The organism is Pseudomonas sp. PA-7-1E (assembly GCF_021605325.1).
Classification (GTDB): domain Bacteria; phylum Pseudomonadota; class Gammaproteobacteria; order Pseudomonadales; family Pseudomonadaceae; genus Aquipseudomonas; species Aquipseudomonas fluorescens_BV.
The window spans coordinates 19,127-43,194 of sequence record NZ_WKFA01000049.1 but is presented as its reverse complement, the minus strand read 5'-3'; the positions used below and the strand labels follow the sequence as shown (position 1 = coordinate 43,194).

The 24,068-nt window shown below is 59.0% G+C and carries 19 protein-coding genes; 6 read left to right on the top strand and 13 right to left on the bottom strand.

The genetic code is table 11. The annotated features are described in order from the left end of the window. Window positions 1-156: 156 nt before the first annotated feature. The 12 genes from GIW79_RS23300 to ltrA form a co-directional block, all read right to left on the bottom strand. Window positions 157-1,386, bottom strand: a complete 1,230-nt coding sequence (locus tag GIW79_RS23300; protein WP_054896794.1) for a multifunctional CCA addition/repair protein — start codon at window positions 1,384-1,386, stop codon at window positions 157-159. 63 nt (window positions 1,387-1,449) lie between these two features. After that, window positions 1,450-3,015 carry a SpoVR family protein gene (locus GIW79_RS23295; protein ID WP_003194736.1) on the bottom strand — a complete coding sequence of 522 codons (1,566 nt, stop codon included), beginning with the start codon at window positions 3,013-3,015 and terminating at the stop codon, window positions 1,450-1,452. Then, on the bottom strand, window positions 3,012-4,283 hold the full coding sequence (locus tag GIW79_RS23290; RefSeq protein ID WP_034116083.1) for a YeaH/YhbH family protein: 1,272 nt from the start codon (window positions 4,281-4,283) through the stop codon (window positions 3,012-3,014). The genes GIW79_RS23295 and GIW79_RS23290 overlap by 4 nt, the downstream gene beginning before the upstream one ends. 113 nt (window positions 4,284-4,396) lie before the next feature. Next, window positions 4,397-6,319: a PrkA family serine protein kinase gene (locus GIW79_RS23285; RefSeq protein WP_003194732.1), complete on the bottom strand. Its 1,923-nt coding sequence runs from the start codon at window positions 6,317-6,319 to the stop codon at window positions 4,397-4,399. Window positions 6,320-6,604: 285 nt separating this feature from the next. Next, window positions 6,605-6,934 carry a thiosulfate sulfurtransferase GlpE gene (gene glpE / locus GIW79_RS23280; protein ID WP_034128825.1) on the bottom strand — a complete coding sequence of 110 codons (330 nt, stop codon included), beginning with the start codon at window positions 6,932-6,934 and terminating at the stop codon, window positions 6,605-6,607. Window positions 6,935-6,943: 9 nt separating this feature from the next. Then, window positions 6,944-7,795 carry a symmetrical bis(5'-nucleosyl)-tetraphosphatase gene (locus GIW79_RS23275; protein WP_034128824.1) on the bottom strand — a complete coding sequence of 284 codons (852 nt, stop codon included), beginning with the start codon at window positions 7,793-7,795 and terminating at the stop codon, window positions 6,944-6,946. Beyond that, window positions 7,795-8,175, bottom strand: a complete 381-nt coding sequence (apaG, locus tag GIW79_RS23270) for a Co2+/Mg2+ efflux protein ApaG (RefSeq protein ID WP_003194726.1) — start codon at window positions 8,173-8,175, stop codon at window positions 7,795-7,797. Before apaG ends, GIW79_RS23275 begins: the two co-directional genes overlap by 1 nt. A 232-nt stretch (window positions 8,176-8,407) precedes the next feature. After that, entirely contained in the window at window positions 8,408-9,220 is an 813-nt protein-coding gene (rsmA, locus tag GIW79_RS23265) for a 16S rRNA (adenine(1518)-N(6)/adenine(1519)-N(6))-dimethyltransferase RsmA (RefSeq protein ID WP_034128823.1), read from the bottom strand. Further along, window positions 9,217-10,206 carry a 4-hydroxythreonine-4-phosphate dehydrogenase PdxA gene (pdxA, locus tag GIW79_RS23260; RefSeq protein WP_236452372.1) on the bottom strand — a complete coding sequence of 330 codons (990 nt, stop codon included), beginning with the start codon at window positions 10,204-10,206 and terminating at the stop codon, window positions 9,217-9,219. Before pdxA ends, rsmA begins: the two co-directional genes overlap by 4 nt. Further along, window positions 10,203-11,537, bottom strand: a complete 1,335-nt coding sequence (locus GIW79_RS23255) for a peptidylprolyl isomerase (RefSeq protein ID WP_136624693.1) — start codon at window positions 11,535-11,537, stop codon at window positions 10,203-10,205. Before GIW79_RS23255 ends, pdxA begins: the two co-directional genes overlap by 4 nt. Further along, window positions 11,518-14,358 carry an LPS-assembly protein LptD gene (locus tag GIW79_RS23250; RefSeq protein ID WP_054920695.1) on the bottom strand — a complete coding sequence of 947 codons (2,841 nt, stop codon included), beginning with the start codon at window positions 14,356-14,358 and terminating at the stop codon, window positions 11,518-11,520. Before GIW79_RS23250 ends, GIW79_RS23255 begins: the two co-directional genes overlap by 20 nt. Before the next feature lie 143 nt (window positions 14,359-14,501). Then, window positions 14,502-16,211 carry a group II intron reverse transcriptase/maturase gene (gene ltrA / locus GIW79_RS23245; protein ID WP_033938807.1) on the bottom strand — a complete coding sequence of 570 codons (1,710 nt, stop codon included), beginning with the start codon at window positions 16,209-16,211 and terminating at the stop codon, window positions 14,502-14,504. A gap of 1,302 nt (window positions 16,212-17,513) precedes the next feature. Between ltrA and GIW79_RS23240 the strand changes: the two genes are divergently transcribed. From GIW79_RS23240 to GIW79_RS23230, 3 genes are read left to right on the top strand one after another with little or no spacing between them, the layout of a single operon-like run. Then, complete coding sequence (locus GIW79_RS23240) at window positions 17,514-18,539, top strand: aminoglycoside phosphotransferase family protein (protein ID WP_236452370.1); 1,026 nt, start codon at window positions 17,514-17,516, stop codon at window positions 18,537-18,539. Continuing rightward, window positions 18,536-19,210 (top strand): N-acetylmuramate alpha-1-phosphate uridylyltransferase MurU, encoded by a 675-nt coding sequence (murU, locus tag GIW79_RS23235; protein WP_089041431.1) that lies wholly within the window; start codon window positions 18,536-18,538, stop codon window positions 19,208-19,210. Before GIW79_RS23240 ends, murU begins: the two co-directional genes overlap by 4 nt. A gap of 1 nt (window position 19,211) precedes the next feature. Further along, on the top strand, window positions 19,212-19,979 hold the full coding sequence (locus GIW79_RS23230; RefSeq protein WP_236452368.1) for a TerB family tellurite resistance protein: 768 nt from the start codon (window positions 19,212-19,214) through the stop codon (window positions 19,977-19,979). 173 nt (window positions 19,980-20,152) lie between these two features. Here GIW79_RS23230 and GIW79_RS23225 read toward each other — a convergent pair whose 3' ends face one another. Continuing rightward, window positions 20,153-21,127 carry an alpha/beta hydrolase family protein gene (locus GIW79_RS23225; RefSeq protein WP_236452366.1) on the bottom strand — a complete coding sequence of 325 codons (975 nt, stop codon included), beginning with the start codon at window positions 21,125-21,127 and terminating at the stop codon, window positions 20,153-20,155. Window positions 21,128-21,340: 213 nt separating this feature from the next. Here GIW79_RS23225 and GIW79_RS23220 point away from each other — a divergent pair, with 213 nt between their 5' ends. The 3 genes from GIW79_RS23220 (at window position 21,341) to GIW79_RS23210 (ending at window position 24,063) form a co-directional block, all read left to right on the top strand. Beyond that, window positions 21,341-22,489, top strand: a complete 1,149-nt coding sequence (locus GIW79_RS23220) for an iron-containing alcohol dehydrogenase (RefSeq protein WP_003194705.1) — start codon at window positions 21,341-21,343, stop codon at window positions 22,487-22,489. Window positions 22,490-22,573: 84 nt separating this feature from the next. Continuing rightward, window positions 22,574-23,248 (top strand): ribulose-phosphate 3-epimerase, encoded by a 675-nt coding sequence (rpe, locus tag GIW79_RS23215; protein WP_003194703.1) that lies wholly within the window; start codon window positions 22,574-22,576, stop codon window positions 23,246-23,248. Then, window positions 23,245-24,063 carry a phosphoglycolate phosphatase gene (locus GIW79_RS23210; protein WP_034128815.1) on the top strand — a complete coding sequence of 273 codons (819 nt, stop codon included), beginning with the start codon at window positions 23,245-23,247 and terminating at the stop codon, window positions 24,061-24,063. Before rpe ends, GIW79_RS23210 begins: the two co-directional genes overlap by 4 nt. Window positions 24,064-24,068: the final 5 nt, after the last annotated feature.

Sequence of the window (24,068 nt, the reverse complement as noted above, 5' to 3'; positions counted from 1 at the left end):
GCCGCCGCGTGGTGTGGGGTGGGCGCGGAGTTGGTGGGGGGGGGGGCGCTCGCGCCCGGGGGGCCCCCCACCCCCCCCATTTTGTTGGGGGGTCTCCCACGGGGGGCCGCTTCGCGGCCCAGCGGGAGCAAGCTCCCTCGCCACAACGGCCATCGCCTAAGGAGAGGGGTTTTCCTTGTAGGCTTTCAATGCGCTTAACCGTTCGCGCTTGAGCGCATCGCCCAGTTCGGGACCTTTGAAACCCTTTTCTAGCAGCGGCGCGACCGGCACTTCGCGTGCAGCCTTTGCCGCTCCGCGCAAATAATCGGCCTGTGGATAACTGCGCTGTTCAAAACCCTTGCGGCCACGGGCGTCCATTTCGCAGGCCACCACGAACTCCTCAAAGCGTTGTGGCCGACGGTACACGTCGAAGCTTTGCAGCAACTCCAGCAATGTCGAGGCCTTGAGCTCAAGCGCACGATGGCCGTGGGTATGATATTGCCCCACCAGCAAGGCCAACTCCTGGCAATCCCTCGGCACCTTGAAACGCTCGTTCACCGCTTTGATCAGCTTCAAGCCGCGATGTTCGTGGGCAATGTGCTGCGGCAACTTATCCACAGGTGTCAGGCCCTTGCCCAGGTCGTGCAGCAGGCAGGCCCAGCGCACGCTCAGCGGTTGCTTGTGCAGGGCAGCTTGTTCCAGCACGCTCAAGGTGTGCACGCCGGTGTCAATTTCCGGGTGGTGAGCTGCGGGCTGCGGCACGCCGAACAGCGCATCCACCTCCGGCATCAAGGTTTTCAGCGCGTCGCAGTCACGCAGTACTTGGATAAATACCTGGGGTTGATCTTCCATCAGCGCCCGTGAGATTTCCTTCCAGCTACGCTCGGGGGTAAGGGCCTCCAACTCGCCGGACTCACTGAGTTGGCGCATTAACTCCAGGGTCTCAGGGGCGACTGTGAAGCCAAGAGGCGCATAGCGCGCGGCGAAACGCGCAACGCGCAGTACACGGAGGGGATCTTCGGCGAACGCCGGAGAAACATGCCGTAAAATATGCGCTTCAAGGTCGCGTTGGCCCTGATAAGGATCGGTCAGGTTACCCTCGTCGTCCTCCGCCATGGCGTTGATGGTCAGGTCACGCCGAATCAGGTCTTCTTCCAGCGTAACGTCGGGGCTCGCATGGAATATAAAGCCGCCGTAACCCCGGCCATTCTTGCGTTCGGTGCGAGCAAGGGCGTATTCGTCACCGTTCTTCGGGTCGAGAAATACCGGGAAATCGGCGCCTACCGGTTTATAACCCTTGGCGAGCATCTCTTCGGCCGTCGCGCCAACGACGACGCGGTCTATATCGGTGACCTTGATGCCCAGTAGGCGATCACGCACGGCGCCGCCGACTTTGTAGATTTTCATGAAAAAGCCTCCATTAGCGGCACAGGATAACGCCTGAGCTTGGCCAATGGAGGCTTTGCTGTTTCAGAGATGAACGACGGCCATGTCGAGGCGGCCGTAGTCGTTGTCGTTATGATCGCTGCGCGGTGGCACATGATGGGTTTTCATCACTTGGTCGCCCTGAAGGGTTTCCAGATGAATATCAAAGCCCCAGAGCCGATGCAGATGCTTGAGCACTTCCTCAGTGGATTCGCCCAAGGGTTTGCGGTCGTGCTGCTGGTGACGCAAGGTCAGCGAACGGTCGCCACGCACATCGATGCTGTAGATCTGCACGTTAGGTTCGCGGTTACCGAGGTTGTATTGCGCGGCCAGGGTTTCGCGAATGATGCGGTAGCCGGGTTCGTCGTGGATGGCGGGTACGACCAGATCGTCCTTGAGGTCGTCGTCCAGGATACTGAACAGCTTGAGGTCGCGGATCACCTGGGGCGACAGGTACTGCAGGATGAAACTCTCATCCTTGAAGCTGCTCATGGCGAACTTGATGGTCGAGAGCCAGTCGCTGCCGGCGATTTCCGGGAACCAGCGGCGATCTTCCTCGGTGGGGTGCTCGCACATGCGGCGGATATCGCGGTACATGGCAAAACCCAGTGCATAGGGGTTGATGCCGTTGTAATACGGGCTGTCGAAGCCTGGCTGGAAGACCACGCTGGTATGGGACGTGAGGAACTCCATCATAAAGCCGTCAGTGACCAGGCCCTCGTCGTACAGGTCGTTCATCAGGGTGTAATGCCAGAAGGTTGCCCAGCCCTCGTTCATCACCTGGGTTTGGCGCTGTGGATAAAAATATTGCGCGATCTTGCGTACGATCCGCACGATTTCACGCTGCCAGGGCTCCAGCAGCGGTGCGTGTTTTTCCAGGAAATACAGGATGTTTTCCTGAGGTTCGGCGGGGAAGCGTGCATTGTCTTTGTCGCTGTTCTTGTCGGCGCGTTTGGGGATGGTGCGCCACAGGTCGTTGATCTGTTTCTGCAGGTGCTCCTCGCGTTCCTTCTGGCGCAGGCGCTCCTCTTCGGCGGAAATCGGATAGGGGCGTTTATAGCGGTCAACGCCGTAATTCATCAGCGCATGGCAGGAGTCCAACAGGTCTTCTACCGCATCGATACCGTGGCGCTCCTCGCACTGCATGATGTATTGCTTGGCGAACACCAGGTAATCAATGATCGAACTGGCATCGGTCCAGGTTCGAAACAGGTAGTTGCCCTTGAAGAAACTGTTATGCCCATAGCAGGCATGGGCTACTACCAGCGCCTGCATGCAGATGGTGTTTTCTTCCATCAGGTACGCGATGCACGGGTCGGAGTTGATCACGATCTCGTAGGCCAGGCCCATCTGGCCGCGTGTGTAGGACTTCTCGGTACTGAGGAAGTGTTTCCCGTAGGACCAATGGTGATAGCCCAAGGGCATGCCCACCGAGGCATAGGCATCCATCATCTGTTCAGCGGTGATGACTTCTATCTGGTTGGGATAAGTGTCCAGGGCATAACCCGCCGCGATACGGCTGATTTCCCGGTCATAGGCCTGGATCAGTTCGAAGGTCCACTCGGAGCCAGTGGAAATGGGTTGGCGCTTGTTCTCTTTTTTGGCGGTCATGTCACTAACCTGCGCTGGAAGAGTTCACGGAAGACCGGGTAGATATCGCCGGCCGAGACCAGTTGCTGCTGGGCGAACGTGTCGGCAAAGGCTTCGCCGATGCGCTCGTATTCGAACCACAGGGCCTGGTGCTCACGGGGGGTGATTTCGACGTAAGTGTAGTACTGCACGAACGGCATGATCTGGTTGATCAAAATGTCCCGGCAGATTGGGGAGTCGTCGTTCCAGTTATCGCCGTCGGAAGCTTGGGCGGCGTAGATGTTCCAATCGTTGGCGGGGTAGCGCTCGGCCATGATCTCCTGCATCAGCTTCAGTGCGCTGGAAACAATGGTGCCGCCAGTTTCCCGCGAGTAGAAAAACTCCTCTTCGTCCACCTCTCGCGCGCTGGTGTGATGGCGGATGAACACTACGTCAATCTTGTCGTAGTTCCGTTTCAGGAACAGGTACAGCAGGATAAAGAAGCGCTTGGCGATGTCCTTGGTGGCCTGGGTCATGGAGCCGGAAACGTCCATCAGGCAGAACATCACAGCCTTGGAGCTGGGGTTGGGTTGCTTGACCAGCAGGTTGTATTTCAAGTCAAAGGTATCGAGGAACGGCACGCGGTGGATGCGCGCGCTGAGTTTTTCGATTTCCGCCTCTATTTCCTGGATATCGCCGAAGTTGTCCGGTTCTTCGCGCTTCAAGCGTGCCAACTCTTCCTTGGCCTGCTTGAGTTTGGCGCGGCTGCTGCCGGACAGGGCGATACGCCGTGCATGGGCTGAGCGCAGGGTGCGGATGATGTTGATGCGCGACGGGTTGCCCTCGTTGCTGATCCCTGCGCGTACGGTCTTGAAGGTATCGGTGCCGGTCAGGTTGCGTTTGACCAGGTTGGGCAGTTCGAGGTCTTCGAACATGAATTCGAGGAATTCTTCCTGAGTGATCTGGAATACGAATTCATCCATGCCTTCGCCAGAGTTGCCGGCTTTGCCCGGACCTTTGCCGCCGCCACCGCCTTGTGGGCGCTGGATATGTTCGCCGGTGGTGAATTCCTTGTTGCCGGGATGCACCACGGTCTGTTTGCCGCCGCGGCCATGGTGAAGCACCGGTTCGTCGATGTCCCGTCCGGGAATGCTGATTTGTTCGCCATGCTCCATATCGGTGATGGAGCGGCGGCTGACGGCCTCTTCTACCGCCTTTTTGATGTGGTCACGGTAACGCCGCAGGAAACGCTGACGGTTTACCGTGCTCTTGTTCTTGCCATTGAGGCGTCGGTCGATCACATAGCTCATGGGGAGCCCTCCGGGCAGCTTCACGTTACAAGCTTCAAGCCGCGGGCTGGAAGCTTAGAGACAAGCGGTCAACTGCCAGGCCGGATGCCTGGCAGTGCGCGCTTGCCGCTGCCTTACTGCGATTTGCGAACCCGCAGGTACCACTCGGAGAGCAGTCGTACCTGTTTGTCGGTGTAGCCTCGCTCGACCATGCGTGTGACGAAGTCGTTGTGTTTTTGCTGATCCTCCTTGCTGGCCTTGGCGTTGAAGCTGATGACGGGCAGCAGGTCCTCGGTGTTGGAAAACATTTTCTTCTCAATGACCACCCGCAGCTTCTCGTAGCTGAGCCAAGTGGGGTTCTTGCCGTTGTTGTTGGCACGGGCGCGCAGTACGAAGTTGACGATTTCGTTGCGGAAATCCTTCGGATTGCTGATGCCGGCGGGTTTCTCGATTTTTTCCAGCTCTTCGTTGAGGGCCACGCGATTGAGGATTTCGCCGGTTTCCGGGTCGCGGTATTCCTGATCCTGGATCCAGAAATCGGCGTACAGGACATAGCGGTCGAAGATGTTCTGGCCGTATTCGCTGTAGGACTCCAGATAGGCGGTCTGGATTTCCTTGCCGATGAACTCGATGTAGCGCGGCGCCAGGTATTCCTTGAGGAAGCGCAGGTAGCGCTCACGGGTTTCGGCCTGGAACTGCTCTTGTTCAATCTGCTGTTCCAGCACGTAGAGCAAGTGCACCGGGTTGGCGGCAATCTCGTGGGGGTCGAAGTTGAAAACCTTGGACAGGATCTTGAACGCAAAGCGCGTCGACAGACCGTTCATGCCTTCGTCTACACCCGCCGTGTCACGGTATTCCTGGATCGACTTGGCCTTGGGATCGGTGTCCTTGAGGTTCTCGCCGTCATACACCCGCATTTTTGAGTAGATGTTCGAGTTCTCCGGCTCCTTGAGGCGCGACAGCACGGTAAACTGGGCAAGCATCTTCAGAGTGTCCGGCGCGCAATGGGCCTTGGCCAGGGAGCTGTTGAACAGCAGTTTGTCGTAGATCTTGATTTCGTCGCTGACCCGCAGGCAGTACGGCACCTTGACGATATAGATCCGGTCGATGAAGGCTTCGTTGTTCTTGTTGTTGCGGAAGGTATGCCATTCCGATTCGTTGGAGTGAGCCAGCAGGATCCCGGTAAACGGAATCGCCCCAAGGCCTTCGGTACTGTTGTAGTTACCTTCCTGGGTAGCGGTGAGCAGTGGGTGCAGCACCTTGATCGGGGCCTTGAACATCTCCACGAATTCCATCAGGCCCTGGTTGGCCCGGCACAGTGCGCCCGAATAGCTGTAGGCATCGGCGTCGTTCTGCGGGAATTCTTCCAGCTTGCGGATATCGACTTTGCCCACCAGCGCAGAAATGTCCTGGTTGTTTTCATCGCCCGGTTCGGTCTTGGCCACGCCGATCTGGTTGAGGATCGACGGGTAGAGTTTCACCACGCGGAACTGGCTGATATCACCGCCGAACTCGGCCAGGCGCTTGGTGGCCCAGGGCGACATGATGGTGTTGAGGTAGCGCCGCGGGATACCGAAGTCTTCCTCGAGGATCGCGCCATCTTCCGTGGCGTTGAACAGGCCTAAGGGGGACTCGAAGACGGGCGAGCCCTTGATCGCATAGAAGGGCACCTTTTCGATCAATTGCTTGAGTTTTTCCGCCAGGGACGACTTGCCGCCGCCGACCGGGCCCAGCAGATAGAGGATCTGCTTCTTCTCTTCCAGGCCTTGGGCGGCATGGCGGAAGTAGGAAACGATCTGGTCGATGCATTCTTCCATCCCATGGAAGTCTTCAAAGGCCGGATAGCGGCGGATCACCTTGTTGGAAAATATCCGCGACAGGCGCGAATTATTGGCGGTTTCCACCAGTTCTGGCTCGCCAATCGCCAGTAGCAGGCGTTCGGCGGCAGAGGCGTAGGTGCTGCGGTCCTGCTTGCACAGCTCGAGATACTCCTGAAGCGTGAGTTCTTCCTGCTGTGTGGACGCGAAGCGTTGTTGGAAGTGGCTAAAGATACTCATGACGTCGTCACCTCGCTCGATACGTGGAGCCGACGCCGGATCAATCAGTCGATGCTGGCAGTCATTGGCGCACGCCAATGGCTGTTTTCCCCCCAGAACACCCTGAAACGTTACCGATGACCCGTACGCCGGTGTACCGGCTCTCCCCTGATTCGGATGGCCTGCGCTTAAGGATAGTTCGGAATCCGGGAGGTCAAGGCGCGATGCGCAATTAGTTTGGCTGCGCCGTTCGTCAGAAACGGCGCAAGCCCAAGCGTCACGCGGGGTAGCGGGGTGTGAAAAAAATTATTGCGAATCGCCTGAAGAAATTTCCGCAGGATAGGTCGTACGCCACAGCTCAAACCCGCCGTCCAGGCTATAGACGTCAGAGAAACCCTGGCTGATCAAGTACGCGGCTGCGCTCTGGCTGGAATTGCCGTGGTAGCAGGCGACGATCAACGGCGCATCGAGGTCGGCGGCGCGTATGAAGTCGGCGATGTTGACGTTGTCCAGATGCTGCGCGCCGCTGATGTGGGCGGCGGCGTAAGTAGGCTGGTCGCGGATGTCGACGACTACAGCACCTTGCTCGCGCAGGGCCTGGGCTTGTTCGGGGGGGATACGTTTGAATTCGGTCATGGCGGGCTCCTATGGCTTGGTGGCGGCCGGCTGGGTAATGGAAAGGGGGGATTCGCACTGGCAGTCGTGGCGCTCGCCCGTGTCGATGTTCATCAGGGTCATGGCGCCGCCCCACACGCAACCGGTGTCGAGGGCGAACACGCCGGGCTCATCGCACTTGCCTTCCAGCGCGGCCCAATGACCAAAGATGATCTTCGTGTCACGGGTCTTGCGTTCCTTGTAGGCGAACCAGGGCTTATAGCCGGGGAGGGCGCTGTCGGCACCTTCCTTGCTCTTGAGGTCCAGTTTGCCTTCGGCCGTGCAGAAGCGCATGCGTGTGAAATAGTTGGTGATCACTCGCAGGCGGGCGACGCCGGTGAGCTCGTTGTCCCACTTCACCGGGTCGTTGCCATACATGCCGTCGAGGTAAGCGGTGTACAGGTTGTCATCGGCCAATGCACTTTCAACTTCGGCGGCGCACTTGAGGGCTTTTTTCAGCGTCCACTGCGGCGGGATACCGGCATGCACCAAGGCCATGTTGCGGTCCTCGTCGTAGTGCATGAGTTTTTGCCGGCGCAGCCAGTCGAGCAGTTGAGCGCGGTCCGGGGCTTCGAGGATTTCCCGCAGGGTGTCACCTTTTTTGAGGCGCTCGATGTTGTTGCCGGCCGCAAGCAAGTGCAGGTCATGGTTGCCCAGCACGCATACCAAAGAATCACGCAGGCTATAGAGGTAGCGCAGGGTTTCCAGGGACTGCGGGCCGCGGTTGACCAGGTCGCCCACCAACCACAAGCGATCATTTGCCGGGTCGAAGGCTACGCGATCCAGCAGGCGCTTGAGAGGGTCCAGGCAGCCTTGCAGGTCGCCGACAGCGTACGTCGCCATCAGTGCAGGGCTCCTGGCACGGCCAGGCGGAAGGGCTTGATGATTGCATCGAACAGTTGGCCGTCAGTGGCCTTCATTTGATACGAGCCTTGCATGGTGCCGACCTTGGAGGTCATCACCGTGCCGCTGCTATAAGTGTGACTGGCGCCGCTGTCGATCAACGGTTGCTGGCCGACAACGCCTGCCCCGCGCACTTCCTCGACCTGGCCGTCGCCATCGGTGATGACCCAGTGGCGCGACAGCAGCTTGGCCGGCACCAGCCCGTTGTTCTTCACTGTAATGGTGTAGGCAAAGGCGAAGCGGTTATGTTCGGGTTGCGACTGGTCCGCCAGGAAGCGGGTGACGACGCTGACGTCTATCTGATAGCGAGGGTCGGACATGCAAGAGGCCTTAAAAGCGAAGGACAGCAGATGCGGGTCAGTCTAGGCCAAGAGGAGGGCGCTAGGCCAGACATGTGTCGGGCAGCCGGCAAGCGTTATCGGTATAACGCGGAGCAAATGTGGGAGCGGGCTTGCTCGCGAAGGCGGTGCATCAGTTACACATTTGGTGACTGACACTGCGCATTCGCGAGCAAGCCCGCTCCCACATTGGATTGCATCGAGTTCTTACGGCCTATTCCACTACGGATGCAGGTTGGATGGCAAGTTGGTCGGCCAGGCGTACGAACGCGGCCAGGTCCAGTTGCTCGGGGCGCAGGCTTCCATCAACGCCGGCAGCTTCGATCTCGGCATTGCTCAGCAGGGCCTTGAGGGTGTTACGCAAGGTCTTGCGGCGCTGGTTGAACGCTTCCCGCACCACTCGTTCCAGCAGTTTGTGGTCCTTGGCCGGATGCGGCAGCACGGCATGCGGCACCAGGCGTACGATGGCCGAATCGACCTTCGGCGGCGGGTTGAACGCGCCCGGACCGACGTTGAACAGGTGCTCCACGCGGCAGTGATACTGGACCATGATCGACAAACGACCCCAATCACCACCGCCAGGGCCTGCGGCCAGGCGCTCCACCACTTCCTTTTGCAGCATGAAGTGCATGTCGCGGATGATTCCGGCGTTGTTCAGCAGGTGGAAAATCAGCGGCGTGGAAATGTTGTACGGCAGGTTACCCACCACCCGCAGGCTGTTGGGCGCAGCGCCAAGGCTGTTGAAGTCGAACTTCAGCGCGTCGCCCTGGTGCAGGTTGAAGTTGGCTTTGCCGGCGAACTGCTGGTTGAGGATCGGGATCAGGTCCTTGTCCAGTTCCACGACGTCCAGTTGCCCGCCGCTGGCCAGCAGGCCCTGGGTCAGCGCGCCCTGGCCCGGGCCGATTTCCAGCAGGCGGTCTTCTGGCTTGGCGTGGATTGAGCGCAGGATGCGATCGATCACGCCAGCGTCGTGCAGGAAGTTCTGCCCGAAACGCTTGCGCGCCCGGTGTTGGTAATGCTCAGTCATATACGGGTCTCGGCCATCTGATAGGCGGTTTCCAGGGCCACGTGCAGGCTGCCGGTATCGATCTTGCCGCTGCCTGCGAGGTCCAGGGCGGTGCCATGGTCGACGGAGGTGCGGATGATCGGCAGGCCCAGTGTCACGTTGACTGCGGCGCCGAAGCCTTTGTATTTCAGCACGGGCAGCCCCTGGTCATGGTACATCGCCAGCACTGCATCGCAGTGCTCCAGATATTTGGGGGTGAACAGAGTGTCTGCAGGCAATGGGCCGCGTAGGTCCATGCCTTCTTGGCGCAGGCGCTCTAGTGTTGGTTCAATGATGTCGATTTCTTCATGGCCCAAGTGGCCGCCTTCACCGGCGTGGGGGTTGAGCCCGCAGACCAGGATGCGCGGTTGGGCAATGCCGAATTTGTGTTGCAGGTCGCTGTGCAGGATGCGCGTGACACGCTCCACACGCTCGGCAGTGATGGCATCGGCGATTTCACGCAGCGGCAAGTGGGTGGTCACCAGCGCCACACGCAGGCCACGGGTGGCGAGCATCATCACCACTTGAGCGGTATGGGTCAGTTCCGCGAGGAATTCGGTATGGCCGGAAAAGGCGATGCCGGATTCGTTGATCACGCCTTTGTGCACCGGTGCGGTGATCATGCCGGCAAAGTCGCCGTCGATACAGCCCTGGCCCGCACGGGTCAACGTCTGCAGCACAAATGCCGCGTTGGCCGTGTTCAACTGCCCGGCAACCACCTTGGCCTGTAGCGGGGTGTCCCACACATACAGGCTACCAGCGGGGGCCGCCAGGTCGGGCCAGTTGCCTGGCGCCACGTCCAGCAGGTTGACGGCCATACCCAGCTGCGCGGCCCGCTCAAGGAGCAGGTCGCGGCTGGTAATGGCAATCAGGGGGTGTGGCTGGGGTTGCGAGGCGAGCAGCAGGCACAGGTCTGGACCAATGCCGGCCGGCTCGCCGGGTGTCACTGCGAAACGCTGGGGTTTCACTGGGTTGCCTGGTCGGTGCCTGTTTGCTCGGCGCCTGGCAGCTTGTTCTCTACATACGCTTCGTCACGGATCTGACGCAGCCAGGTTTGCAGCTCTTCGTCGTATTTGCGGTTACGCAACACGGTCAGGGCTTGTTGCTCGCGGGCCTGGGTGGTGTTGTCCGTGGCGCGACGGCCAAGGACTTCCAGGACATGCCAACCGTATTGGGTCTTGAACGGCTTGGACAATACACCTTGTGGCGTGTCGGCCATGACCTGCTGGAACTCGGGCACCAGTGCCCTCGGGTCGATCCAGTTCAGGTCGCCGCCGTTAAGGGCAGAGCCCGGGTCTTCCGAGAAGCTTTTAGCCAGGGTGGCGAAGTCTTCACCGCTTTCAATGCGGTCATAGATCTTCTGGGCCAGTTCCTTGGTTTGTGCTTCGGTGCGGATTTCGCTCGGTTTGACCAGGATGTGACGAACATGAACTTCGTCTTTCAACGAGGTTTCGCCGCCGCGACGTTCCAGCAGCTTGAGGATGATGAAACCACCCGGGGTGCGGGCTGGCTGGGTGATGCCGCCGACTTCCATGGCGCTCAATTCGCGATCAAACGGAGGTGGCAATTGAGCGGCTTTACGCCAGCCCATGTCACCGCCTTCGAGGGCGTTATCGCTGCCGGACTGAGCAATGGCCATCTGGGCAAAATCTGCACCCGCTTTCAGGCGCTCGTAGATCGCCTGGGTTTTAGCGGCAGCGGCATTGAGCTGCTCAGAGTTGGCCCCGTCCGGGGTTGGAATCAGGATATTGGCCAAGTGCAACTCTTCGGAGAGCTGCATCTTGCCCAGGTCCGAAGCCAGGAAGTTCTTCACTTCCTGCTCGGACACCTGAACCCGTTCGGCCACACGGCGCTGGCGCACACGGCTGATGATCATTTCGCGCTTGATCTGGTCACGGGCGTCCTCATAGGACAGGCCATCGTGGGCCAGGGCGGCGCGGAACTGATCAATGCTCATGTTGTTGCGTTGAGCAATGGTGCCAACAGCCTGGTTCAGTTCTTCGTCCGAAATACGGATGCCGGAACGTTCGCCAATCTGCAGTTGCAGGTTTTCGACGATCAGGCGTTCCAGTACCTGAGATTCCAGGACGCTGGTCGGTGGCACCCCACCGCCACGTTTGGCGATGGTCTGCTGAACTTCCTTGACCCGCTGGTCCAGCTGGCTCTGCATGATCACGTCGTTGTCGACGATGGCCGCTACTTTATCCAGCTGTTGAACTGCGGCGTGTGCCGAAACAGTACCCAGGAACAGCGCGCCCAGCACTAGCGGGCGCAAACACTCAGAAAGCTTTGTCTTCACGTTCACGATAACCTTCAATGCCTTTGTCGAGGAAGCTCTCTACCTTGGCGCCGGTCAGGCCGCCGAGTCCTTTGAGGACGATCTGGAAGAAGAGCCCGTGGTCACCCTTTTCGTTGAGCGGGGCGATCTGGCTGTACTCGTCGTTGGAAACCCAGTAGCGGTTGATGACGCGCAGTTTCCAGCAGCAGTTGTCGTACTCGAAACCACCGAAGGCTTCCAGGGTGCGGTTGCGTGCATAGTCATACTGCCAGCGAGTGATCAAATTCCACTGCGGAATGATCGGCCACATCATCGAGAAGTCGTGTTGCTGGATTTTGTAGTAATCCTTCACGTAGTTCTCTTGACCTGGCGTGCCGTAGTCCCCACCGAACTGCCATTTGCCGGTCAGTTGGTTGTAGACCACTTGGTCATTGCGGTAGCGATAGCCGAGGTTGACGACCTTGTTCGGGTTGTCTTCTGGCTGATAGTGGAACATCGCACTACCGGAGCGTGGGGCATGGCTTTCGGTGTCCCAGTTGTAGTCGGCCGTGGCGCGCCAATCGCGGTTGAAGCGGAAAGCGTATTCCAAAGCGATAGGCGAGACATCTGTTTGGGAGTCATCTCGGTCAGCGGCCAGGACTCCTGGCAGTTGAACCTCGCGATCCTTGAAGTACAGTGCTTGACCCACGGAAACACGCTGGCGTTCAAAGCCATTTTCTTCGATCCAGCGGCTGGTTACGCCCAGGGATAACTTGTTCTCGTCTCCAATCCGATCGTTACCGGCAAAGCGGTTATCACGGAATAGAGAGGCATAGCTGAACGAATATTCACTGGTGTCGAAAACCGGAATATCGCTTTGGTCTTTGTTCGGTACGTAGAGGTAGAAGGCTCGCGGCTCAAGGGTCTGGTTATAGTCTTTACCGAACCAGTTAGTTTTGCGGTCGAAGTACAGCCCGCTGTCGACGCTCGCGATAGGAACAGCGCGATCTTGCGAACTCTTGAACACTCCGCCAGCGTAAGGCGCTGCGCCGGGCCGGGTAGCGGCCAGTTGCGCGGCGACAATGTCATCCTTGCCTTTGCTGTCCAGGTCAAGATCATATTTGGTATAGACGTATTTGAGCTTCGGCGTAATAAAGCCATAGCTCCAGTTCATTGGGTACTCGACAGCGGGAGCTACGTTCAAGCGTGTTCCGTTTGCACGGGTCAGGCCGTTTACGTAGGTGTCCAGGCGTCGTTCACCTATAGTGCCATCAGGATTGAACGGCCCGCCGTCTTCGTTAACCACATTACCGTTTCGAAGGTCTCGGTCAAATCTTACGGCTTCAGTCTCGTAGGAGAAGTTGAGCCCCCCCGGATGGTACGGCAACTGACCATTGAAGGTGATCTGCGGCAAACGGTCATACGGAGTGATCTGCGAAATCGTCGCCAGTTGATATGACTGCAGGTTCACGCGAGCTTGATAGTTATCACCATTATAGGTCACGGAGCCCTGCTGGTTCAGGAAGTCCTGGCTCTGGATGCCTTCCTGATACGACTTCAAATCCTGGAAGTAGAACGGATCACTGATCTTGGTGTAATCGACCTGGGTCGTCAGACGCGAATCCAGCCCACCTTTATGCTGCCAATTGAGCATATAGCGGGTCTTTTCGTAATCAGTCTGCTTCTTCCGCTCGTCGCTATCATCATTGAGATACGCCCCACCAAACTGCCCTTCACTCGACTTGGTCAGATAGCGGAATTCGCCCTCCATCAACAAGCCGCGCTTGGTCATGTACTGCGGGTACAACGTGGCATCGTAGTTCGGTGCCAGGTTGAAGTAGTACGGCGTTACCAATGTAAAGCCAGTCTCACTGCCGGTGCTGAAGCTCGGCGGCAGGAAGCCGGATTGACGACGGTCATCGATCGGGAAGTAGATGTACGGGGTGTACAGGATCGGGATGTTCTTGACCCGCAACGTCGCGTTGGTCGCCGTACCGAAACCGGTGGCCGGGTTCAACGTAATGTTGTTGCCCTTGAGCTGCCAGGCGTTGCTGTCCGGCTCGCAGGTGGTGTACGTACCGTCCTTGAGACGGATGATCGCGTTTTCTGCACGCTTGGCGTACAGCGCGTTACCGCGGATGCGTGACTTGTGCATCACGTATTCGGCGTTGTCGATCTGGGCGGCACCGGTGTCGAGCTGGACCTGGGCATGGTCACCCACGATCAGGGCGCCGTTATCGCGCAGGCGCACCTTGCCATTCAGTTCGCCACGGTTCTCCGCCTGGTACAGGCTGGCTTCGTCCGACTCCAACTGCATGCTGCCCTGGCGCATGACCACGTCACCGGCCAGGGTAGCGACCTGCTGCTCCTGCTCGTAACGAGAAGCCTTGGCGCCGATGAAGGTCGGCGCATCGCTCTTGTTCGTCTTGTCGTTCATGCCAGGACGAGTCGGCTCGATGTAGGCGCCGCCGCAGTAAGGGCCGGTTTCGGCCAGCTGTGCTGCGGTCAGCTTGTCGCGAGGTACCCAGTCAAGGTGGCTGTAGTCGGCACTGCGCGAACGCAGGCCACGGCCCTTGGCTTCGGTGACCAGCATGGTCTTGGGTTCGGCGTCGACGCTGCCGCCAGCTTTGCCTTGCGGCGTGCTGTTGGCCGAGCTGACGGCAGCACCGTCATGCACCGGGCGCGGTGGCAATGGGGCGGCGGCGGTCTTCGGCGCGCAATCCCAGGCACCCGAAGCAGAGACTGAGCAGTCATACTGTTCCGCGGCGACCACGAATGAGGTGGCGAAAGGTTGCAAGGCCAGCAGACTGCCGGTTACCAGCAACGGAAATTTTCTACGAAACGCGGGGGATTTCAATGCCATCTTATTAGTCCGGGCTTCCTGCGTGCCATCTGCCCGCGGTTTGGGCCGCACGCCTCTCGATGGTCTGAAAGTTGGGTAGGAACAGACCATTTCTGGTCTGCTCCCCCCTAAAAACCGTACGTGCGCCTTTCAGCGCATACGGCTCAAGTCTTTACGAAGCCCCCCCTTGGGGGAGCCGGTTTGTACACTGTTAGTCCACGAGCGTGAAGCTGCTGGTGGCAAATGGGATGCAATAGTACCCGGTTGTCCAGCGAGTCACCACCGCCTTGTGAGCGATAAATGATGTGGTGGTCGTGCCACCCAGTCTCCCTAGATATTGGGCTTTTGCATAGTACGCACAGTCCTTTTTGGGATTGAAATAGATGAAGAATTTGTTTGCGGTACTTCAATTTCCCGAGCATCCGGGACATCCGCAATGCCTCTCCCATTTCTTCCATAGAGGGATCAAACGGATTGAAATCCCCGCTGATCTTCCTGTGCCTCTCAATCGGCGTGGCCTCTAGGGCGTATAACCGAATTGCCTCTTTGCCTCCTGACTCCGTTATGACCGTGGTGGCAAACACCCAGCTTCGATTTTCGTAGGTTTGGAAATACTTCTCCCTTACCCAATCGAGACTTTTGTTTGGGTGCCGCCTTTTCGCCCAACGCCAAAGCGCTTGGAATATTTGGTGGTCCATGCGGCTGTACGCCTTCTTGGCGACCACAGGCTGGTGATACAGCGCCCAGCCTCGCAGTATCGGATTAAGCAGGCGGATCAACTCCTCCTGTTTCACCGCTTTGTTAGTGCTGATGACCTCTTTTACCTTCCTATAGAACGCTTTCACGTTCTTTTTGGCAGGTTTGATCAGGAGTTTTCCGCCGTATTTGCGGAAATTCCAACCAAGGAAGTCGAAGCCTTCATCTATGTGGACGACGTGGGTTTTCTCAAGCGACAGCTGCAATCCTCGCACCGCGAGAAACTGCTCAACCCAAGGTTTGATCTCATTTTCGAGCATCTCTTTCGAGCTACCGGTAATCACAAAATCATCCGCATATCGCACCACGTTAATTTTCAGCTTCTTCGCCTTCGTCACGCCCAGATGTTGCTTGAGCTGTGATTCCAGTCCATCCAGCACCAAATTAGCCAAGGTGGGCGAGATAATCCCGCCCTGTGGTGTACCGGCATTCGTTGCCTGTAGCTGGCCTTTGTGAATCACTCCAGCTTTCAACCATTTTCGGAGGATTTCTTTGTCCGTTGGGACATTTTCGATCAGCCAGTCATGGTTGATGTGATCAAAGCAGCCTTTGATGTCCGCTTCCAATACCCATTGGGCCGAAGCCTTCTTGGATAGACAAACGAACAACTGTCCCATCGCATCCGCCGTGGAGCGTTCGATCCGAAAGCCGTAGCTGTTTGGATCGCCGGTGGTCTCAGCGATAGGTGCCAGGGCTAGCAGGTATAGCGCCTGCATAGCTCTGTCAGTCATGGTTGGAATGCCCAGAGGGCGTTCTTTTCCATTCGATTTCGGGATAAACACACGCCGTAGTGGCCGTGGCTTATACCCGTGGCGCTTCAACCCATTTGCCGCTTTCCATTTGGCATCGGGTGTATCCCAGAGCACGCGGTCGACTCCCGCCGTGCGCTTGCCCTGGTTTTCAGTGACTCGCCGTATGGCCAAGTATCTGGCCGAACGAGAGCGGGTTAACATCCGTTGCAGGGCTTTCACCCGGCGCCAGTTGCCTTCCCGACAAGCCTTCGCAATCCGTATCTGCATCGCCCGTACGTTCTGCTGCACACGACACCAATCGATGTCATGCCAATGCTGCGGAACGCCGGAAGGCGCAGACCCGGCCAGTTGGCTAGGTACTAACATGCTGCCTTCCTCTCAAGTTTCCCGAGCAGAAGACGTACGCATCCCCTGACGGGAATGGACGCTCCCGTCAGGAGTGGATGAATAAGAAGCCCATTACTGCCGGACTTCGAAGATGATTGAGACAGGTTTACTCAGCGTTCATGCGATAAAAGACCACGCAGAAGTCTGCCCGGTTTCCCGTGGGGTAATGTTCCAACCCCTATCCGCGCCATTACAGCTCGGCGTTCGCTTTTTCTGCGATCCCATACCCGCACAGCCAACAGATCCCCTTGCGGTTCACCTGCCCGAAGGCGGCCATACGGGCTTACCACGTTCCCTACCTGTCACACGATTGGTTTAGGGTCTGCCTTTTCACCGGAGGCCTTGTAGCGACGTATTCCCACATCCCACAGGAATAACTGGCCCCATACCTTTTGGTCCATGCCTGACAGCAGTTTTGGCATGTTTATCATTACGGCGTTTATCAGCAGTTCACTTACGTTACCCATGCCAACCAGCCTAGCGTCTCGACCCGGTACTGCTCCGAGCGTCTGTACTTTGCCTCACGGCAAAAGCACACCCTGATGGGGACTACATTGTCGGAAAAGCTTCACACCCCACCGTTACCAGTGACGCATGTTTTCCTAGGCTATCGTTGGTCGCACAACGAGTCCGCTGCTATCTCAAAATAAGATAGTTGGACAATGACAGACAGAGTTTTCGCTCGTGTCTCCGGTTTGATGTGAGCGGAGGACTGCAAGGCAGCACGCTCAAAGAGTATTTCCTCCTGTTTTAAGGCAGGAGGAATCCCTGCGGGGATTCATCCCGCAAGGGTAGGCCTAGGGCCTGAGTGGATTCGCTATCTGATGTAGAAGACGGCGCAAATAATGACGACCGTAAAGGCCGATATCATTCCCGCAAATTTCCAAGTCAGTCGATACAAGACGTCATCGAGAGCTTTGGAGATATCTGTCTGACTTGCCGATACATCAGCTTTAAGGGCTAGACGTTTCCGCATAGAGACCTCATCAGTAGTGAAGTAGGCACTCCCAGTCCGAAATTCGGACCATAGCCGCGCTTCTGAGTGCTAAGCGGCTTTGGGGTTCGCTATTGTCGCCGCAGCGACAACGAGTCCTTCTAAGCAGTGGGACCCCTGGGCTGTTTTGTTTCCCGGATTGGCTACCGGGCTATCGGTTTTCTTAGGGAAAACCATTGACGGTGACGTCTCACCGCCAACCTGGAGACACGCTACGCGTGTCGCACAAGATGCGTGATAATAAAGCATGCCCCGCTTGACGGCTAGCGCCGTCGGAGACCCTTGTAATGCCCGAGCAAGATCTACGTTTACAACAGCTGGAAGTCTGGCTGGATGAGCAGTTGCCGATCCTCTTCAACGCTCAGGACTGGGGCCCCGTGCCCCCGGCCACATTGACCGCGGCCAGCAGCGACGCGAGTTTCAGGCGTTATTTTCGATGGGAGGGCGGTGCCCATACGTTCGTCGTCATGGACGCGCCACCCCCCCAGGAAAACTGCAAACCTTTCGTCGATATTGCGCATTTGCTCGCGAAATCGGGAATAAATGTGCCAAAAATTTATGCAGAAGATTTGCCCCGTGGCTTTCTTTTGCTCAATGATCTGGGCAGAAAAACCTATCTGGACGTGATTGACGGTGAAAATGCTGATCAATTATTTGCCGATGCCATCGAAGCGCTGCTGGCTTTCCAGCAATTGCCGATGGATGCGTCGTTGCCCAGCTATGACGTGGCCTTATTGCGTCGCGAGCTGGAACTGTTCCCGGAATGGTACGTGCGCCGTCACCTGGGCATCGACCTCGACCCTGAGCAACAAGCCCTCTGGCAACGTGCCAGCCAGCAGTTGATCGACAGCGCGCTGGCCCAGCCCAAGGTGCTGGTGCACCGCGACTACATGCCGCGCAACCTAATGGTCAGTGAGCCAAGCCCAGGCGTGCTGGATTTTCAGGACGCGGTCTACGGCCCGGTGACCTATGACATTACCTGCCTGTTCAAGGACGCCTTCCTCAGTTGGCCCCAGGCCCGCGTTCGTGAATGGCAGCGCGGCTATTGGCAGCGCGCCGGGCAGCTGGGGATTCCCGTACAGGACGACTTTGAAGAGTTCCTGCGTGCCAGCGACCTGATGGGCGTGCAGCGTCACCTCAAGGTTATCGGCATTTTTTCGCGTATCTGCCACCGCGACGGCAAGCCACGCTACCTGGCCGACGTGCCGCGCTTCTTCACTTATATAGAAGCGGTGCTGGCCGACAGACCTGAGTTGAGTGACCTGGGCGAATTGCTCGCCAGCCTGCGCGAACCTGCCGAGGCCAGCGTATGAAGGCGATGATCCTGGCGGCGGGCAAGGGCGAGCGCATGCGCCCGCTCACCCTGCATACGCCCAAGCCGCTCGTGCAAGCCGGCGGCAAGCGGCTGATCGAGTATCACCTTGAAGCCTTGGCGAAGGCCGGCTTTACCGAGATCGTGATCAACCACGCCTGGCTCGGCGAGCAGATCGAAAGCTACCTGGGCGACGGTGCCCAGTTCGGTCTGCGCATCCGCTACTCCCCGGAAGGTGAACCGCTGGAAACGGGGGGCGGCATATTTCAGGCGTTGCCGCTGTTGGGCGACGAACCGTTTCTGGTGGTCAATGGCGATATCTGGACTGACTACGATTTCACCCAGCTCAAGCAGCCGATCCGGGGGCTGGCGCACTTGGTGATGGTCGACAACCCAGCGCACCACCCGTCGGGTGGGGATTTCTACCTGGATCACGGTGTGCTTCATGATGCCGCGCCCGGTGCCGATAACCTGACCTTCAGTGGCATTTCAGTGCTCGACCCCAAGTTGTTCGCGGGTTGCAGCGCCGGTGCCTTCAAGCTGGCCCCGCTGTTGCGCGAGGCGATGGCCAAAGGTCTGGTAACGGGGGAGCACATGGCGGGACGCTGGGTGGATGTGGGGACGCTGGAGCGACTGGCGCAGGTCGAAACCTTGCTGACAAAGGGACGCTAGGATGTTGTGGCCAGGGACGCTGATCGGCGCCGGGGCTGGCTTTGCCATTGCCAGTATTCCGGGGGCATTGTTGGGGGCATTGCTGGGGCAGGCCTTGGATCGTCGCTTGCAATTGCACAGTTGGGCGCAGTTACGTGAACGCCTGAGTGGGCGTCCGGCCTTGCGCAACGACGAACTGTTGTTTGTGCTGCTGGGACGCCTGGCCAAGAGTAATGGCCGGGTTGTCGACGGACATATCCAGCAAGCGCGCCAGGAAATGCGCGCACTGGATATGAGTGAGCCGGCCCAGCGCCGCGCGATCAGCGCCTTCAACCGTGGCAAGTCCGGCAGTGACCGTGTACGCAGTTACCTGCGGGTGCTCAAGACGCAGCCCCATGCGGCGGAAGGCGTGCTGCGCGCCTGTTGGCGCATGGCGTGGGCGGACGGTCGGGCGGATGCTGCCGAGCGCGACCTGATCGACCAGTGGGGCAAGTGGCTGGGCTGGACGCCGCAGCAGCTGCAGGCATTGGCGACCGATTACGCGCCGGAGCGCAAGCCAGTGGCCAATCGTGGGGGGGCCTATCAGGAGGCGTTGCGTATCCTGGGGGTGACGGCAACCACTGAGCCTTCGGTGATCAAGCACGCCTACCGCCGCCTGCTCAGCCGTCACCATCCGGACAAGATCGCCGGCACGGGAGCCAGCCCCGCGCAAGTGCGGGAAGCGACTGAACGAACCCGTGAGTTGCATAACGCCTATGCGTTGATTCGTGAGCGGCGCGATTTTCGCTGAGGCTATCGCCACTCAACTCTATGTGGCAGTGGCAAGCCCTAATTGTAGGAGCGAGCTTGCTCGCGAAAAACTCCCAGGCGCCGCGTTTATTCAGGAAGCACGCATTATCGTTGACGTTTTTCGCGAGCGAGCTCGCTCCTACAGAAAGCGATGTTGCCCCCTATAGCGGAGTGTCAGTCTGCGCCGCCCTGCGGGCTCAACCACCCGCGAACCCTGCGGTACAACTGCTCTTGCTCCGCCGCGCTATTACCGGGCAACGCCGTGAGCGACACCTGTTTATAGCTGTCATTCTTCGAGCGCTTGGCCGCCTGGAGTCGTTCCTGGGCGTTTTTGCGTTCCAGGGCGCCTTCTTGATAGAACACGTCCGCCGTGGGTACCTTCAAGGCCGGCGCCAGTTGCTGCAGGTCCGGTTGGCGAGCTGCGGGCGTCTTGCCGGCCACCATCACCAACCTCTGCACCTGGGAGGGTTGTTTCTCGCTCAGGTAGCGGGCCGCCCACCAGGCCCCGGTTCCATGGCCGAGCAACACCACACTGCGGGCGCTTTGGGTCTGGGCGAAGGCGACGGCGGCGTCGATGCGGTCGAAGATGCGCTTGGCGTCGGTCTTGTCCTGTTCATCCGCCCCCGGCACCACCGCCGGGTCAGTGCCTTCGGCCTCGGCACTGGCGGCCTGTTCGACCGGCTTGGCAGCGGTGCTGCCTTCCTTGCTGCTGGTATCGACCGCCGCTTTCGGCGGTTCGATGAGCCGTGGCGGCAGGGTATCCACACTGACGTCAGGCAATGACAGGCTGAGGGTGCCCCAGGCGGCGTCCGGCAACTTACGCCGCAGAGGCGCGATTGCTTGCGGCCAGTCCGCGTTCTCCCCAGCACCTGGTATGAGGATCACCACACCCTCGGCTTCGGCGCTGTTGGCGGGTTTCCACAGCGCCAGGAACGACTCGCTACCCGCCTGCAATTGCTGTTGCTCTTGCAGCGGCACCTGCCGTTCGAGCGCACTGGCTTCTTGTTGGCTACGCTCGGACAGTGGCTGGCGTTCAGCCGGTTTTTCGACGGCAGGCGAGGGCGCATCCTCGGCCTGAACAGGCAAGACACTGGTAAACAGGAGTGACAGGCACAGTGCTGGCAGTGCCGAACGGTGAAGAAAAAGCATCGTTGATTCCCGGCCAGAAGTGATTCCAGCAGCCTAATGGGTTGGTCGGTATTTGTCAGGGGTATGAGGCGCGGTTCTCATTACCAACAGGTTATCGGCGGTTTGTTGGCTGCCTTGATGAGCGCGGCGCGGCCATTCAGCCAATGAATGGCAGACAACACGCCAGGTGCGGCTATTCTTGTGCCAGCCCATCATTCATAAGAGGCCGCGCACATGAGTACTTCCTCATTCAAGATCGCCCACAAACTGCTGACCGGCGCAGGTGCCATCGAACAACTGGCTGCCGAACTCACGCGCCTGGATGTGGATAATCCGTTGATCGTCACCGACGCCGCGCTGGTCCAGTCCGGCACCGTGGCGCTGGCCCTGGAGCATCTGGGTGATCGAGCCTACGAAATCTTCGACCGCGTGCTGCCCGATCCGGAAATTGCCATCGTCGAAGACTGCATGCGTGCGTACCGCGAAGGCGGGCATGACGGCCTGATCGGTGTGGGCGGCGGCAGTGCCATTGACATCGCCAAGAGCGTGGCGGCCTATGCCGGTTATCACGGCGCACTGGCGGACTTGTTTGGCGTCGATCAGGTGCCGCGCAAAGGCCCGCCGTTGATCGCCATCCCCACCACGGCCGGCACCGGCTCGGAGGTGACCAATGTAGCGATACTGTCCGACAAGGCGGCGCAGCTGAAAAAAGGCATCGTCAGCGATTACTTGCTGCCGGACGTTGCGCTGATCAGCCCGCAAATGACCTTGACCTGCCCACGCGGTGTCACGGCCGCCAGTGGCGTGGACGCCTTGGTGCACGCCATCGAGTCCTACCTGTCGCTGAATGCCTCGCCGATTACCGACGCCCTGGCCATCGGTGCGATCAAGCTGATTGCCAGCGCGTTGCCCAAGGCTTACGCCAACCCGGCCAACCTGCAGGCCCGTGACGACATGGCCACCGCCAGCCTGATGGCCGGCATGGCCTTTGGCAACGCTGGCGTCGGTGCCGTGCATGCGCTGGCGTACCCGTTGGGTGGGCGCTTCAACATTGCCCATGGCGTAAGCAATGCGCTGTTGTTGCCGTATGTGATGCACTGGAACAAATTGGCCTGCGTCGAGCGCATGCAGGACATCGCCCAGGCCATGGGCGTCAATATCGCCGGGCTGAGTGTGAATGACGCTGCTGACCAGGCTGTAGCGGCGATGACGCGGCTGTGTGCGGCGGTGGAGATCCCGTCCGGCCTGCGCAGTTTCGGCGTGCCCGAGGACGCCATCCCGGCCATGGCCAGTGAAGCCGCAGGCATTGAGCGCTTGATGCGCAACAACCCGCGCAAGCTCAGCGCCGCCGATATCGAAAAAATCTACCGCGCAGCTTACTAACCGTTGAGATAGGTCACGGTGCGCGCAGCAAAGCATGAGGTATACAATGCGCGCCATCGTGATTTAGCTCAAAAAAGGTGCGTCATGCAGCCCTTCGTCATTGCTCCATCGATTCTCTCTGCCGACTTCGCCCGCCTGGGTGAGGAAGTGGACAAGGTGTTGGCCGCCGGTGCCGACTTCGTGCACTTCGATGTCATGGACAACCACTACGTACCCAACCTGACCATCGGCCCGATGGTGTGCGCCGCGTTGCGCAAGTACGGCATCACTGCGCCGATTGATGCGCACTTGATGGTCAGCCCGGTGGACCGTATCGTCGGTGACTTCATCGAGGCGGGTGCGACTTACATCACCTTCCACCCTGAAGCCACGCTGCACGTTGACCGCACACTGCAACTGATCCGCGAAGGCGGCTGCAAGGCGGGCCTGGTATTCAACCCGGCTACTCCGCTGAGCGTGCTTGAGTACGTGATGGACAAGGTCGACATGGTCTTGCTGATGAGCGTCAACCCAGGCTTCGGCGGGCAGAAGTTCATCCCTGGCACCTTGAACAAGCTGCGTGAGGCCCGTGCGCTGATTGATGCGTCGGGGCGTGACATTCGCCTGGAAATCGACGGCGGGGTCAACGTCAACAATATCCGTGAGATCGCCGCAGCGGGCGCCGATACCTTCGTGGCCGGCTCTGCTATCTTCAACGCCCCGGACTACCAGGCCGTCATCGACAAGATGCGTGCCGAACTGGCGCTGGCGCGTCCATGAGCGGTTTTGAGCAGTTGTTCCCCGGCAAATTGCCACGGCTGGTGATGTTCGATCTGGACGGTACCTTGATCGACTCGGTGCCTGACCTGGCGGCCGCGGTGGACCAGATGCTGCTCAAGCTGGGGCGCAAGCCGGCAGGTGTCGAGTCGGTGCGCGAATGGGTCGGCAATGGCGCACCGATGTTGGTGCGCCGGGCCCTGGCCAACGACATCGATGCCACGGGTGTGGATGAGGTAGAGGCAGAGCATGCCTTGGAACTGTTCAATGCCGCTTATGAAAGCAGCCACGAACTGACCGTGGTTTACCCCGGTGTGCGCGACACCCTCAAGTGGTTGAGCAAGCAGGGCGTGGAAATGGCCCTGATCACCAACAAGCCGGAGCGCTTCGTTGCGCCGTTGTTGGACCAGATGAAAATCGGTCGCTACTTCCGCTGGATCATCGGCGGCGATACCTTGCCGCAGAAAAAACCCGACCCTGCGGCGCTGTTTTTCGTAATGAAAATGGCCAATATTCCGGCATCTCAGTCGCTGTTTGTCGGCGATTCACGCAGTGATGTGCTGGCGGCCAAAGCGGCGGGCGTGCAGTGTGTGGCCTTGAGTTATGGTTACAACCATGGCCGGCCGATTGCGGAGGAGTCCCCAGCGCTGGTCATTGATGACCTGCGACTGCTAATCCCCGGTTGCCTGGGCGCTGGCGCTGAGATAACGTTGCCCGACATTGATTCGTCCCCTTCTGGAAATTCCATCGTGGTGGTCACTCGCAAACTCTGGATGAAAGTCATCAAGGCCCTGGCCCGCTGGCGTTGGCGCGCCTGACTGAT